This window comes from Neisseria sp. LACPHL-SPEC-2024-00856 (assembly GCF_047915665.1).
Taxonomy (GTDB): Bacteria; Pseudomonadota; Gammaproteobacteria; order Burkholderiales; family Neisseriaceae; genus Neisseria; species Neisseria polysaccharea.
In genome coordinates, this window is record NZ_JBLRPR010000002.1 from 24,428 (window position 1) to 40,413 (window position 15,986).

At 43.6% G+C, this 15,986-nt stretch carries 8 protein-coding genes, 1 tRNA gene and 1 pseudogene; 2 read left to right on the forward strand and 8 right to left on the reverse strand.

Annotated elements, in window-relative coordinates; translation table 11 throughout:
• Positions 1 to 57: 57 nt before the first annotated feature.
• On the forward strand, positions 58 to 669 hold the full coding sequence (locus ACNAU7_RS02275) for a CNP1-like family protein (protein ID WP_416300316.1): 612 nt from the start codon (positions 58 to 60) through the stop codon (positions 667 to 669).
• A gap of 58 nt (positions 670 to 727) precedes the next feature.
• Here the strand turns inward: ACNAU7_RS02275 and accD are convergent, their stop codons facing one another.
• Positions 728 to 1,600 carry an acetyl-CoA carboxylase, carboxyltransferase subunit beta gene (gene accD / locus ACNAU7_RS02280; protein WP_025457372.1) on the reverse strand — a complete coding sequence of 291 codons (873 nt, stop codon included), beginning with the start codon at positions 1,598 to 1,600 and terminating at the stop codon, positions 728 to 730.
• 37 nt (positions 1,601 to 1,637) lie between these two features.
• On the reverse strand, positions 1,638 to 2,423 hold the full coding sequence (trpA, locus tag ACNAU7_RS02285; RefSeq protein WP_188210151.1) for a tryptophan synthase subunit alpha: 786 nt from the start codon (positions 2,421 to 2,423) through the stop codon (positions 1,638 to 1,640).
• Positions 2,424 to 2,529: 106 nt separating this feature from the next.
• On the opposite strand from trpA, the gene ACNAU7_RS02290 reads away from it, so the two are divergent.
• Positions 2,530 to 2,676 carry a hypothetical protein gene (locus ACNAU7_RS02290; RefSeq protein WP_196428449.1) on the forward strand — a complete coding sequence of 49 codons (147 nt, stop codon included), beginning with the start codon at positions 2,530 to 2,532 and terminating at the stop codon, positions 2,674 to 2,676.
• Between the two features lie 143 nt (positions 2,677 to 2,819).
• Here ACNAU7_RS02290 and ACNAU7_RS02295 read toward each other — a convergent pair whose 3' ends face one another.
• From ACNAU7_RS02295 to ACNAU7_RS02320, 6 genes and pseudogenes are all read right to left on the reverse strand, one after another.
• Positions 2,820 to 3,323, reverse strand: a complete 504-nt coding sequence (locus ACNAU7_RS02295) for a c-type cytochrome (RefSeq protein ID WP_107996845.1) — start codon at positions 3,321 to 3,323, stop codon at positions 2,820 to 2,822.
• A gap of 194 nt (positions 3,324 to 3,517) precedes the next feature.
• Positions 3,518 to 4,034, reverse strand: a pseudogene (locus tag ACNAU7_RS02300) (transposase).
• 158 nt (positions 4,035 to 4,192) lie between these two features.
• On the reverse strand, positions 4,193 to 10,351 hold the full coding sequence (locus ACNAU7_RS02305; RefSeq protein ID WP_416300320.1) for a DEAD/DEAH box helicase: 6,159 nt from the start codon (positions 10,349 to 10,351) through the stop codon (positions 4,193 to 4,195).
• On the reverse strand, positions 10,351 to 14,928 hold the full coding sequence (locus ACNAU7_RS02310; RefSeq protein WP_416300322.1) for an STY4851/ECs_5259 family protein: 4,578 nt from the start codon (positions 14,926 to 14,928) through the stop codon (positions 10,351 to 10,353). Before ACNAU7_RS02310 ends, ACNAU7_RS02305 begins: the two co-directional genes overlap by 1 nt.
• 287 nt (positions 14,929 to 15,215) lie before the next feature.
• Positions 15,216 to 15,308 (reverse strand) — tRNA-Ser (locus tag ACNAU7_RS02315).
• Positions 15,309 to 15,464: 156 nt separating this feature from the next.
• A complete protein-coding gene (locus ACNAU7_RS02320) occupies positions 15,465 to 15,980 on the reverse strand; it encodes a 3-deoxy-manno-octulosonate cytidylyltransferase (RefSeq protein WP_416300324.1) in 516 nt (171 codons plus the stop codon).
• Positions 15,981 to 15,986 lie beyond the last annotated feature (6 nt).

The following is a 15,986-nucleotide window of genomic DNA, read 5'->3' on the forward strand; positions in this document are numbered from 1 at the left end:
CTTGCAGCCCCCTTTGCCAACCCATAAAATAAAGCCGTTTTCAACTTGGAGAAATCTATGCGCCGCGCCATCCTCCTGATTCTGACCCTGACTGCCAGCACGTCCCTTGCCACCAGCTTCAGCCAAAAAGACACGCCGATCAACACCCGCTACCGCGAAACGCCCGAAGAAGCCGCCGCCCGCGAATTTAAAGAACATACCGCCGAACTGCCGCCGCTGCCCGATACGCACTCGGACGGCTGGTTCGACATTTATGTGGATGAAAATTACGGCAAACAGCCGAAAATCCTGCTCGACAGCCTACAAATTATGCCCACGCCCGACGGCAGCATCCGCTACATTCTCAATATCCGCTCCGACAAAGGCTACGACAACCTGACTGCCGAAGGCATATTCTGCGCCCGCTCATCCATCCGTTTCGGCAACGACAAACTTTCCTCCTACAAAGTATTCGGATACGGCGATACGGTCAACCGCCGTTGGATACAGCCCCGAAACGCCGAATGGAAACCGATAGGCGGTGCATTAAGCCGCAACGACGCATTACGCGCCGTGCTGTATGCGGCATTCTGCGAAGACGGCATACCGACCGACACGCACGGCCTGATACAACGTCTGAAAGAACGTGCCGGACATTATGCGCCATCGATGAAACAACACTCCAAATAAACCGGATATAAAAATGCCGTCTGAAACAATTTTCAGACGGCATTCGCATTATCAGGCATCATGCGGCGGCAACTTTGTCCTGACGGAGCAACAACGTAATCAAACTGCTGATTCGCTGCTTCATCTCACGCCGGTCGACAATCTGGTCGATTGCGCCTTTCTCCAGTAAAAACTCGGCACGCTGGAAGCCTTCCGGCAAGGTTTCCCGTACAGTCTGTTCAATAACGCGCGGACCGGCAAAACCGATCAGCGCGTTCGGTTCGGCAAGCACGACATCGCCCAAAAATGCGAAGCTGGCGGATACGCCACCCATGGTCGGATCAGTCAATACCGATATAAACGGCAGGCGTTTTTCCGTCAACAAGTGCAGCGCGGCACTGGTTTTCGTCATCTGCATCAATGAGTTCACACCCTCCTGCATACGCGCACCGCCGGAAGCCGCCACACAGACGAACGGACAATTGTCGGCAACCGCCCGACGGATACCTTGTACGAATCGTTCGCCCACAACCGAACCCATCGAACCGCCGATAAAGCGAAATTCAAACGCAGCAACCACAACGGGCAGGCCGTTCATCTTGCCTTTCATGACCACCAAAGCATCATCTTCCCCGGTCAGCTTGCATGCCGCACTCAAACGATCCGGATATTTTTTGCTGTCTTTAAACTTCAAAGGATCTGTCGGTTTGACATTTCCGGCAACCTCCTCTCTGCCATCCTCATCCAAAAGCAGATTCAGGCGTTGTCGTGCCGACAACGGATTGTGGTGGTTGCATTTCGGACAAACCTGATTGTTCTGCTGCAACTCGGTAGAATAAACGGTTGCCGAACAAGACGGGCATTTGTGCCATAGACCCTCGGGAACATTGGAAGAACCGTCTTTTCCGCGATTCTTGATTTTGGGTGGCAGAATTTTATCTAACCAGCTCATAGACAACTCCTAAAATATTCAGGATGAGGAACCGCCGTCAGCGCACGGCATCCTTCAACTCTTTTACCAAAGCACCGACGGCGGCAGCCTCGTTGCCTGTATTGTTTTCGATTTCTTTCACAATCCGGCTGCCAACAATAACTGCGTCGGCAACCCGACCGATTTTGCGTGCACTTTCCGCATTGCTGATACCGAAACCGACACCGATGGGAATATCTATATACTGACGCAAATACTCTATTCTACTCGAAACTTCATCCGTATCCAAACTTGCCGCACCCGTGACCCCTTTGAGCGATACATAATAGACGAAACCACCTGCAAATTGTGCAATGGTCTTAATGCGCCCTTCAGTCGTTGTAGGTGCAATCAGAAAAATACAGTCAACCCCGTTGCCTTTCAGCTCGCGATATAAAGAATCGATGGTTTCAATGGGGGAATCCACTGTCAACACACCATCCACCCCCGCCTTTGCGGCTTCCTGAGCAAACTCCCGATAACCCATCTTATGTATGGGATTCAAATACCCCATCAAAACAACCGGCGTTTGAGTATCAGTTTCACGAAACCTTCTGACAACATCCAAGACATCGCGCAGAGAAACACCGTTTACCAACGCCCGTTCCGCCGCACGCTGAATAGTCGGACCGTCTGCCATCGGGTCGGAAAAAGGCACACCCAACTCTAAAATATCCGCACCATTTTCCACCATACTATGCATTATTGCCAAAGTCGCCCCAATGTCCGGGTCTCCAACCGTAATATAAGGAATCAATGCCTTCTTATTACCCAATGCGGCAAAAGTCTGTTGGATTCTACTCATTTCTCTTACACTCCCAATACCGGCGAGGCTCCGGCAAACAATCGATAAATTTTTTAAAGTATAACACCTGACGCGCAGATAGGCGAATAAGCATGGCACTCCGATTATGCAACATATCGCCGTAATCTTTTCACCGGAAACGGGCCGTTTTCCAACTGACGGTTTTTATGAACCGATACCAAACAAACCATCAGGACAATTAGAAAAAGGGGAAAAGTATTGGGCTGCTTGGCCCGCAGTAAAAAAGTCTTGAATGGATAACCGGCATATAGACTGCCGCCCCCTTAAATAGCTCAGTTTGGAATGAAAAAACCGGATTCCATATATTGCATGGAATCCGGTTTCATCAAATATCCGAACAGGCTTAATCACAATATCGTGAATATTGTAAACAATTCAGAATGTTGCGCCAGACTGATTAGCCATGTAATCGACTGCAGCCTTCACTTCATCATCACTCAAACCGGCATTACCGCCCTTGGCAGGCATCGCATTAAAACCTTCGAGCGCGTGTTTGTGCAAGGTTTCCTTACCTTTTGCGATACGTGGTGCCCAATCGTCTTTTTTACCCACTACAGGTGCCCCGGGAATAGTACCGCCATGACACATTTTACAGCTGGCCTCAAATACTTTCTGACCATCGACAGCAACGGAAGCTTCTGCTTTTGCTTCCGGTTTAGCTTCCGCCGCGGGGGCTTCCGCCTTCTCCTCAGGTTTGGCTTCAGTTGAAGCCGCTTCTGCAGACGGAGCAGCCTCCTGTGCGGCAGCCTGAACCGAAGATGCCTCGGCCTGAACTTCAGAAGCAACGGCTGAAGCCGCCTCTTGCGCCTCTTGTTTGCTTTCTTGCGAACAAGCTGCCAAACCTGCCGCCATCATTAAAGTAATCAGTAGTTTGTTCATATTGTGTCTTTCTTGAGTTTTATCTTTAGATTACCGCCTTATCCAAGCGGTTGGAAAATTCTAACATATGATTCCAATAATCTAATTCTTTATAATTAGACTTTTTGGCATAAGTCATATTTTGTGCAAAAATATGGCTGACAACCATAATCAAACACTTTCATAAAAAATATAGGGGCTGTATTAGATTAGCCCTAAAAACCACACCAAAATTGCAGAATTTTTAGCTGCTCTTTTGGTGTGCCAAAGTTAAAACGAAATTCGCATTCTTTCAAGAATAAAGGGAAAGATTTTCGGTCAATTCCATTGTATTTTCGTAGAACACGCTTTGCCTGATTCCAAAAGTTTTCAATACCGTTGATATGGTTTTGGCGATCCGCAAATAGCTCTGAATGATTGATTCTGTGATGCGTAAATTCGCTCACATCCAGCACATCATAGCTTTTGTAACTGTCGGTATAAACAAGGGGCTGTACTAGATAAGCAGTTATGTTAGACTGCAAAAATAAAGATAACCCATTGTAAACTAAAAAAGAGTATACAAAAAAAGTTGTTCCAATTTTTTGTACTTGAAGTAACCGCCCGTTCGGCTGCTGAATTGGGGTTGATATCCAATAAATTGGCAGCAGGACGAGCGGTTACTTCAAGTACAAAAAATTCAAGCAATTTCTTTTGTGCTTTTTTAGATAGTTTACAGTGTGTTATCTTTATTTTTAAAGGGTAACATAACTGCTAATCTAATACAGATCCTAAAATAAAAACAGGTTGGCTGAATATTTTAAACTACAATTAATAATTTTCTGTAATTTTATTATTTATTCATTCTTAATCCAGCCATTTTTATACCTATTTAATTAATTCAAAAATAATCAATGATTTAATATAAACAAATACGTTTGCCAATCATACTTGGTTGCCATTTCTGCGCGACTGTTGACACATTGCTGTAAATGTTGTACTTGCTCTACGGGCGTTGCGCTAAATGGATAATGGCGCAAACTGCTGTTTTCTCGCTCAAACATCAACCAATTCCAATACCCCATACCTTGGTCAAAGGTAATTTCTGTTATTTTGCCTGAACGATGTCGCAAGATTAAAACACGCGCGTGTTGCAATGATTGGTTGGTAATTTCCACTTGCACATGGTGTGCAATAGATGAAAACCATGTTTCCAATACTTGTTGCTGTTGGTCGCTGCGTTGCCAATCGTCCCACACTTTATCGGAAGCGTAAGCGCGAGTGGCTTGATTGGGCAAAGTGGTAATCTGCAACTGTGTAAACGCTTGTTGATTGCGCTGTTTCAATTCCGCCAACACGCTACCCAATAATAAAGCTGCCAATGGGCTTTTGAAATAGCGGTCAATATAGGCTACTTCGTCAATCGGGTCGTCCGCGATATTTGTGGCAATCTGATTCCAAAAACGCAAGCCAAATTCACGCAATGAACCGTCTAATTCGTGATTCACTTGAATGGCATGGCGTGTTTGTTGTTGATACCATGATTCGGTTGCGTGTAATGAAATGGTGGTTTCAGGCAGCGTTTCATTGGTAAACACGGCGCAAGTTAATGGCGCAAACAATTCTGTTGGCTGTTCGTGCAATAAACTGATGATTTGGCCGCCTGAAATCAGTTGTGTTGATAAATAGGCTGCCTGAATATTGGCACGAGCCGTTGCCACTTTTGCACCCATTTGCACAAAAGGAAACAGCCATTTTTTCACATCATTTTGTTGCAAATCATTGAGTTGCGTAAAACAAAAAATAATTTGAATGTGATGCAGCATTTGCCAACGCATCAATTTTTCTTTTACTTCGGACGTATCCCAATAATTTTCTACTTGATTGACAAACAACAATAGCGTTGCGCCATTTGTATTGGGCAAATATTTTTCCAATGTATCCGCAACCGAACGTGGCGAATACACGCTACCTGAAATATGGGCAATATGTTCAGGCTGCCTGAAATGCTGGATAAATTGACTTTGTGCCAACCAATCCAACGCGGCATGGCGATTGAGTTCATCGCGCTCCACATTGCCGTCTTGCCCTGCTAGGCAATGCTGACAAACGCTGTCGCATTGCGCCACACAATTTAATCGCGCAAAAGCAGCCTGCACAATGCTTTCAATGTGATTGACTGCCGCCAACACAAATCCTGCACCACCGCTTGCGTTGTCGTAAATTTGAATCAACACACGTACTTCATTGTTGTGTAAATCTCTGTCTTCACGAATGGCGTAACTCATTTCCGTTGTTTGCACACCCAAATACGCGGCAATTTCATCACGCACCGCCACGGCAATGGTTAAGGCAGCAATTTTATTATCGCTACTCAACCATGTTTGGGTTTGTGGATTTTTCAAGGCAATTTCCAACACATCGGTTTGCACATGGTGTCCCAAAAAAATGTGTTTATACACAGATTTATTGGAACAATCTTTTTGTTTGCTACCCATAGCCACACCACCGCCTAATGTTTTGTGTTCAGGTGCAGCCAATTCGGGCGGCAATACATCTTGCCCCAACATGGAATCTGCACGACCACAACTCATGCACACCGCAAAACCGTATCCATGTTCGCCAGCCGATTGATACAACACTTCGCCATTTGAACCATAATGAATTTCGCCACAATTGGCTTGCGAAAACGGCGCAATTTTGCCATTGAGTTGAATACGCGGCGTTTCGGGTTGAATAAATTTTTGCGTGGAAACATCATTGCTACTGGCTTCGTAAAAATCAGTCAAAAATCCTGTTGGAATCAACACAGTATTTTTTTCTTTTACCGCATTACCGCAGCCATAGCATTGAATTTGCGTTTCTTGGCTGTATTTGTAACGCGCCAAACCTGTTGTACCGCATACACCGCAACGCCAACTGGTATCAAATTGTTGATGTTCATTTTTGCCTTGTTCATCGGATTTGGTGCGTAAATTGATGCCTGCCGAACGATAAACTCTGCCATCCACCACCACTTGCGAACCAGGGGCGTATTCACGCAATGCCACCGCCAAATTGCGACTAGGCGATTCCTTGCGAATGAATAAATTGTCTTCGCGATTGATTTTATGGTGTTTTTCTTGCAGCAATTCTTCTAATTTACGCACTTTAAAATTAACTACATCAGTCGGAAAACCATAGCTTGGCAAGAAATTATTGCTGGCTAAATAGCCCAATAAATTATCGTTGCAATGCAAATTCCGTTCACGTTCCAAAGCACGTTTGTAAAATTGATTGTCGGTAGAGCGAATTTTTTCGTTAATTTGACGAAAATCTGCCAACCATGTTTCAGCTAATTGTTGAATGTGTAACATGGTTTGGTTGCACAAATATTCCACCGATTGATACGATAAAACTGTATTTTTAATCAATAATTTAATTGCTTGTTGCAAATCATTCTCAGGCTGCCTTAACCAATCGCAAAATTTTTGTACCGTGTTTTGTGGCGGTTTGAAAAACCATTCGGTATTGAGTGCAGCGTTGTTTTTATTGGACGTATTGTATGCTTTCAAAAATTCCGCCAACATCAATGAATGAACGTGTCGCACCACAATTTTTTCGGAACTCAACGATACTTTTGGCGCAGCAATCGGCGTTTCAAACGCCCAAATAGGCTGCCTGAACACGCGACGATTGTGTGGGTCGGTTTTGCACAAAGTATAAGCAATCGCTGCTGCTTCACTGCGGCGACCCGCTCGACCTGCGCGTTGTAAATAATTGGCAGGGTGTGGTGGTACGTTGTTCATCACAACTGCTGCCATACCGCCAATATCTACGCCCATTTCCATTGTGGTAGAACAGCTCAACACGTTGATTTTTCCTGATTTAAATTCACGCTCGTATTTATTGAGTTGCTGACTGGCAATTTGGGCGGAATGTTCGGCAACGCGGTAATAGAAACCGCCTTCAATAATGCGTTCGTGCATACTTTCCCATAAGCCTTTGTGCGTTAATTCTTGAACGGTTAAATCATGTTTGAGCTTTTCGCGCATTTGCATTTGGTAGGATTTTGCACTGCCGTCCATTTTAAATTGCGTATAGTCGGGCAAGGTAATGGATTGGCAAAATAATTGTTCAGGCGCAACAGCATTGAGATTACGCGGCAAATAAGGGCTAACACCCCGCAATGTACTGTCAATCAAACGATGTGTAATCGGACATAACAAAGCCTTTTCAGGCAGCCTGAACGCAATTTTTTCCAAATTCATATTCCATTTCTCGGATTCTTTTTGAAAAATACGTTTATCTTCTTCAGTTAGTTGTGTCCAAGCAACGCGCAGCCATTCATTAAATTTGTCTTGTGTGAGTGGGTTATCCAAAGGCAAACCTGTTACTACTTGCAAAATTTTAATTGGGCGCGGTTGGTTAAATTGTTTTGGGTTAAATTTAAACCAACGTTTTAAATAATGTTTTAAGTTTTTAGGAATAACCATTTGACTATCGGCAGGCAATAATTGTTTTCCCATAAATTTAAAACCCAACCAAATTTTTTGCTCATCATCAAAAGAAATGAAACCATAATCCCGAATATAAAAATCTAGCAACATTTTTAAAAATGCTTTCCAATCATCAAGATTAAGCATGGGTTTTTCTGTAGCTTGATGCGCTTGCGATACAACTCGGGTGCTTGTCCAACCTTCTGGGCATTGCGTGATTTTGTCTAAATTAGGATAAATCACGCTAACCAAACCTAAAGTTTCCGAGCTATTGGCATAACGCGGACGACGTGCAAATTCTCTTATAAGCAATAATGTTGCTAATTTTTTTTCGCCATTTGTTCCACCAAACATATCTGGTTTAACTTCTTTGTTGTACGCCAATAATTGCTTCATTGAGGTGGATTGTTGTAGCAAACGCTCAATCATTTTGTCCCAAGTGATTGCGTGATTTTGATTTTGTGATTGTGCTTGCAAAGTCATAATTGCCTTAATTTGGCTTTCAGGCAGCCCCGAATTTCTAATCGCTTCCAAATCAATCGCAGGTGTGGCAGATGTAAGCGAATTCTCCACCAAAATCTGAAACACCAAACCACGCAATTTCGCGTATTCCGCATCTTGCTGCATTTTGATTGCCATACGCGCCGTGCCTTGTCGGCTATCGGTAAATGTGATTAACCGTCTGCCTTGTGCGGGTAACGACAACGCATTATTTTCATCGGGCGCACAAAATTCCAATACCGTAGGCACAGCATTGGTAATGTAAAACGGCGCACCCAAATATTGTTGGCGATAAAAAGGCGATTGCTGGCTGCCTGAATCATCACATTTCGCGCACACCGCATCAAACGACACAGAAACATCAATCGTTTCATCGCCACGCAAACCCAAATCATGGGTTTTCATATGAAGCGGTTGTCGCACATAATGTTTATTGTTGCGGCGATTGTCCGCCAAATAAAGCGCGTTTATTACCTTAAATGGTAACGAAGCATTGCCTTCTTCATCGCGTTCTGTGGTTTCTTGTTCTTGCAATAACGTAAATTCATCAGCAACTCGCGTATCGCATTGTTTTAATTTATTGTTATGGTTTTGCGCCAACAAATGCGGTTCGCCACATTCTTTACACAACGCCAATTCATACACGGGCGCACCGCAATCACATTGCTGGCGATGATTTAAATGCACTTGACCAAACGCCCAATCGCCTTGTTTCAATTCATCGCTTTTGTGGCTGCATTCACGATTGACACACGACCACAAGCCATGCAACATATTTTGAAACAAGTGCATACGCAATTTTAAAAAGGGGATTTGTGTTTCTGGCTGCTTGGTTTGCGACATCACGTCTAGCCACGACAAAACTTCTTGTTGGCGTTCCGTTTTCAGGCTGCCTGAAAAGATATTTTCGGGTAATTGTTGAATAATTTGATTGAGCGTTAATGGTTTTGGAGAATGCGTTAATAATTGGCGAATGCGACTGGCAAGCGCGTGATTTTTCAACTCCTGAAAACGTGTTGCTTCATCATCAATCGCACTGATTTCAGGCAGTGTTTGTTGATTTGCGCCCAACGGCATGGTTTCAAAATCGCGGCTGCCTGAAACCACAATAATGTTATCGGGCGACACACCAGCCAAATCCGCCAAATAATGTTGTAATTGAATTTCCGCTTCTTTGGACGCAATCGTGGCTGATGTGGCAACAAAACGAATATCTTGCGAAGTTTTGCCAAACGCTTGCACCACACGGCGCAACAGCAAAGCAATTTCCGCCGCTTGAGAGCCAATATAACTGTGTGCTTCGTCCAATACAATCCATTTTAATGATTGATTTTTCTTGGAAATTTCCAAAATCGGATTATCCACTTGGCGCACCAACATATATTCCAACATCGTGGCATTGGTTAGCAAAATTGGCGGTGGTTCTTGGCGTAATTTGTCGCGTGATTGAATTTCATTAGGTTTGTCGCCATCATTTTTCCCTGCAAATTCAGGTGTGTTGCCATTGTACAAACAATAGCGAATTTGATTACCAAAACGCGCCGTCCAAGCATCTAAACGCTCTTTTTGCGAATTAATCAGCGCGTTGAGCGGATACAAAAACAAGGCTTGTACGCCAATCAAAGCGGTGTTTTGTTGCGATTGCGTGCGGATTAAATCTTCCAAAATCGGAATCATGAAACATTCGGTTTTGCCCGAACCTGTACCGCTCGTGATAATTGCCGATTTCGGTGTGTCCGCCAATAAATGTTGCCACGCTTGAACTTGATGCGTGTAAGGGTGCATATTGGCGGTAAAACGATGGCTTTCAGGCTGGCAATTTTCTAAATTGTTCAATAATTTAGGCGATAGTAATTGCTGCTCAACCAAATCGCCAAAAGTGAATGGGCTTTCTTGCCAACCAAACGTGTGTTCAATCACAGGATCAGCTAAAAAACAATTTTCATGCCCCAATTCATTAGACATTTGTTGGCGCAAATGATTTCGCAAGCCGTCGTGTTGAATGGACAATACGCCAATCGTGGCTTCTTGGGTGCGGTAAAGTGCTTGTTTAATCAAACCATTTAGGCTTCGGGTGTCGGTGGTAATCATTATGATCTTTCTGTTTCATTAGCCATTTTTTCTGAAGTAACAGTCGCGCAAATATAATCAAACCAACCAGGGTCTAGGCGATACACTTCGTAAAAACAATGCAATAATTCTGCTGGCAAATCCATTTGATTGTATTCGCGCAATAAATCTTGCGGTTTGGCTTTGCCCACTTTCACAAATGCGCTAAAAATCGGCAACCACACCACAGCGCGGTCGTAATCGGTTTTGGACAGTTCCGCAATCCATTTATGTTGATTGCGCTGGGTATTGACCCATTGTTGCAAGGGTTCGCATAAATATTCAGGCAGCCTGCGAATTTGGCGCAAAGCGTTGTAATGCGCGGTGTAAAACGATTGTTCATCACGCAATCTTGGGTAAGCAATATCTTTGTAGCGAATGGCTTGTTTTGCTTGATTTTCATCATTCAAATAGCCTTTGAAAATGTGTTCACGCAAAATCGGGCTGTGGCAAATAATATTCATCGGCAAAACATCTTCATGCAGCGTAATCCCTATTCCCAAACCTTTGAATTTATTTTCAAAATACGATTGATAAATGTTCAACGCATTTCGCAAAGCGCGTTCAGGCTGCCATTCCCACACCACCGCTAATTCATGGCGAATGCGTTCACAAAATTCATTGTCCAATCCCAAACGCCACACCGCCATTGCCAAACTTTCAGGCTGCCGCGCCAATTCTTTCCAAACTTTAAACACGGACAAAGGCAAATGCGCGAAATACTCTTTCAATGCCGCGAAATATTCCCAACCGCTATGTTCAGGCTGCGTTGCCATGGTCGCGATCACATCTGCAATGGCGTTTGGGCGAAGTTTCGGGTGGAATGCGCGAGCTGCCGTGTGCAAATCGTCAATTTGTTCAGGTGCGACAAATGGCGTTTCGCTGTTATCAAAAATGGTCGGGCGAAACGCAATGGGCGACGTGGGCGCAGGATAAATCAACCACAAACCTTCGCCATATTGTTCAGGCAGCAAATCGTAACGATGATTGCCTAAATATTGGCTTTCAGGCAGCTTTTGTGCGCTGGGCTTGGGTGTGTCCAAACGCATGATTTCAATTTCCGCGTTGGCACAAGCCAATTCATCGGCAGCATTTTGTTTAATCACAAAATGTTGGTGTGGAGTATCGGTTAAATTAACCCATTGCCCATGTTGATAAATTTGGTTATTCCATTGAATAACGCCTTGATAATGCGACAATCTCAGCGTTAATTTGCTGTTGGAAAACGTCCATTCAATGTGGCTGTCTTGACTGTTGCTGCACGCCAAGAGTTGCAACAATTCTGTTTTAAATGAATGTAAATGAATTTGTGCGCTCGATTGTTCCATTGGAATGCGAAATGAACGGTTAATATTTTCAGGCAGCAATCGCCAATTCATCTCAATGTATTTTTGCGAAGAATAGATTGACACCACTTTGCCCAATAGTTGCGAAAGGGTTAAATGTTGCTCGTCAAGCAAACCCATTTCATTCAACAAATACGCCCCTTCAAACGCAAACGGTAAACGCAAACTTGCAGCAATGTGTTCATTGCTGCCCACGCGCACAATGCAATGATCAGGCGGTAACGCGCTGGTGTGCTGTACGCTAAATCCTTGATGTTTCGGATCAATAATCAAATCTTCGCCGTACAATTCGCAAAATAAATGTTCATTGGATTGCACGGATAATTGTGCAGGCTGCTTTTGCGTGGCGATTTTTTCCCAACGGCATTGAAAATCTTTTGGCAAAACCGTGATTTTTCGGCTCAACAAACAAGTTTCATTGCTGAAAAATGCTGCCTGAAACGTACCGTATTGCTCAATCGTGCGCGTGTTGGCGTATTTTTGCTGTTGAATTTCAATATGCGTACACGGCAAATCTTCAGGCGTGTGAATGCTTGGGAAGCCGCGATAGATTGGCGCACTATTGATATTGGCGTGTTGATAGTGGTAAAACAATTCGCCCCGCAAACTGATATTTGCACTGCTTTTGTCGGTGTAATCAATATGAATAGTGCGGTTTTCGTCCGTTTTGGCGTGTAAATCCATTTGCGCGGTTAGCCAATTTGCTTGATTATCTTGATAAACACCAACCGCATTTTCAGGCAGCCTGAATTCAATCGGCAATCGCGCCAAATACGGTTCATTCACGCGAATGTATTCCGCATTTGCCAACAAATGCCATGTTTGCTCATCGGTTTTCACAAATACGCATGGCGATTGCGTGTCAATTTCCGTTTCAGGCAGCATTCGGGTGTACAACAACCGTCCGTCCGCAAAAAAACGCACTGAAAGCGGATAATCAGGCAACTGGCGCAATACATTGATTTTGCTTTCAGGCAGCCTGAAAGACAAAGTTTGTTCATGCAACGTGGCAAAAACCGTACCGCCCACACGTTCTACCGCTTGTTCGCCTTCAAACAACGCCCATTGCAAAATGGTTCGCCCTTGATAATCGCCACTCACATCAAACGCAAACGTTTCAGGCAGCCCCAACACCGCCGTAAATTGCCACACATCATTTTTCACATAATGCGCACAAGAAAAATGCTGTTTGGCAGATTTATGCTGTTCCACCGCCGCATTGCCCAACCAACGATTGATTAAATTGTCCGCGTGTTTTTCAGGCAGCATAAACGGAAAACGCAATCGCCAATCCTGCGCCACATTGTCCAAATACGCCACAGGTTCAGCTTCATTAGTCAAATCATACGTTTGCGCTAAATTCATCAACACACGCACCGTTTCTGCCAACAGCGAAATAGTAGCTTCATTGCGGAACGTGTCCGCCAAATATTGCTCACGCTCTTGCAAAAAACGCTCCAAAGGGCGATACGATTGCAAACTTTCATCGTATTTTGCCAAACCATATTCCAACAATTTGCCAAACACATTGTCTTCACTGGTCAATAATTTCACAGGCAAACCGCATTCCGCAAACAACGTCCCCAAATAATTGGTGCGATTGCTTTCATAAATATGAAGAGGACGTTGCCAATAATTTAAACCCACCGAAACGATTTCATAATGCGCTTGCTGACTAGCAAAATTCAACGATAATTGCTTGTCAATCAAATCCCAAGTCCACGAAGCGCCAGCATATTCACGTCGATAAATTTCGCTTGCCGCCAAACAATAACACGCACACCATTCCACATAACGCGCTTGATTGCTGCGAATAATTTGATTGTGTTGGCGAAACAAATCGCGTAATTCATCGTATTCCTGCTCCGACATCGCATAGCGAAACAACGGACGTGCCACGATTTCAAACATATCACGCATCAATAAAAATTCAGCCAGCCATTTACTAAACGGCGTAGCCACCGATGACAGTTGCAACCCCGCCAATTTTTCTAAGTCTGATTTATTGATTCTAGGCTTTTTCAAGCCTGAAACCATATCCTTCAAATAGTTTATATAAGCTTCCTTACCCAACTTCTCAAACACGTTTCTCCGGGGTTGCCATTTCTTGATGCCCAATAGAACATCATTATAGGAAGTGAATAGTTTATTAAACTTGATGATGCCGTCTTTAAACTGTTCTTTGTCGGCTTTCGGGTCGTAAATCCACATATTAGCGACCTTTGCAAAGGCTTCGTTACTCAACCCATTCAGCTCAATGTAAATCTGCTCCGCTTTCTGGGGGTTGCCTTCCAGTAACTCAATGTGGGCGTTTCTCCACTCTTCAACAAGAAAATCAATAGCCTTATTTACAACTTCGCCTTTGACGTTATGTTTAACCACCGTAATCAACGGCTTGCTAGGTGAAGCAATTGTTGGCGTAACAAGCGGTAAATCATCAGGCACAGGTTCAACGGCTGCCTGAATATTTTGTTCAGATTGCGCCAATTCAGATTGCTTTTCAGCCAGTAATTCATTTAATTCAACTAATTGATTTTGCAATAATTTATAATCTTGTTGCAAATCATCGTATTTTTGTTGTTTGATTGAGATTTCTTGCGTTAAACGTTCATATTCAACTTGTTGCGCTACGCAATTTTGTTTGATGTAGGCATATTCATTTTGAGTTTTCCATACATCATCTTGATATTTTTTGAGTAAATTTTTTTGTTCCGTAATCCAATTATCCAAACCATCCAATTCATCATCGGCTGTCTGAATATTTTGTTCAGATTGCGCTAATTCAGATTGCTTTTCAGCCAGCAACGCATTTAATTCAACTAATTGATTTTTCGACAATTCACATTTATTTTGCAAAAAATAGATTTGGTTTTCCACATTCACTTGAACATCAACCGCAGCCTGAATTTGAGCTTGTTGATAATGCCAAAGTTGTTCGTGTTCCATTTGAAGCTGTTGTAATTGCAATTGCACGCGTTCATCTGCCAATGCTTGTTTAAATTGCTTGATAAAAGTTTCGCGTTGTTCCGTTAGCAATTGTTCTTTTACGACTAAATTTTGACGATGTTGAAGAATTTGCTGTTTGGCAGCGTTAAAATGCTGCTGGATTGTTTGCTGTTGAATTTTGTACTGAGTTATTTGTTGCTTTAGAGATATATTTTCTTGATATATTTCTTTTAATTTACTAATTAACTCTGCTGTAGAATTCGTCATTATTAAACCAATCTATTTAATTCTTGGGGCTGTATTAGATTAGCAGTTATGTTACCCTTTAAAACTGCTGCGCCTCTTTTGAAGGAAGTTTATCCGTTAGCCTAACACAGCAGCCAGCATTGTAAAATATTCGGTATGTAGAATTTTGAGATGATTGTGTGCTGTTGTTTTTCTAATCGAACCCAATTGTGAGCAATCACCGCTAAAGTGAAATGGCATACCAAATGGCATACTAAATAATATCTAAAAACAAAACCCACTGATGAATCAGTGGGTTTTGTTTATTTTGGCGGAGTAAGAGGGATTCGAACCCTCGATGCAGGTTGACCCCACATGCTTCCTTAGCAGGGAAGTGCCTTCAGCCTCTCAGCCATTACTCCCAAGGAAGCTGTAACTATAATCAACTTTTCCGATACCGTCAAGGAAAAACGGAAAGCAAATATTAATTTTTTGAAATAAAATAAGATTTACCCTGATTATACCCAATCAGGCACTTCTTTTCTTCCTGAATGGAAATATTCCTGACTGCCACATCCTCAAGCAAAATGCTTTTGTGCATCCTGTTTGATTTCCTGAAACCACGTGTCTTCAGGAAAACGTGCAAGCGCGGCATCTAATGTTGACAGCAGGTTTTGCGACAGGGCTTTGGTCAGGTATTCCTCCTCGTTGGCTTCTGCCGCTTTGTCGGGCTGTTGTGCCAAACCGTCGGCACGGGCTTTGTGTCCGTGTGCCAAATAGTTGAGGGCGGTAATTTTCTGCGCCCAAAGCTGCGGTATGTCAGGATTGTCCTCAATCATCACCGATAGGATGGATACGGCAGTCGCCAGCCTGCCGCCGTTCATTCTAAGGTCGAGGGAACGGTTGGGCGGCAGGGTGCTGAGTGTTTCTGCCATTCTGAACCAAAATTCGCCGCTGGCTTCGTCGGGTGCGTTCAATTTAAGCATTTCATAGTGAACCTCCTGATCATCGTTTTGCACGAGACCCCATACTTCGGCAAGGATTTTCTGTTCTTCACGGCTCAAGTGCTGCCACTTTTCAATATGTTGCTGCATATCTTT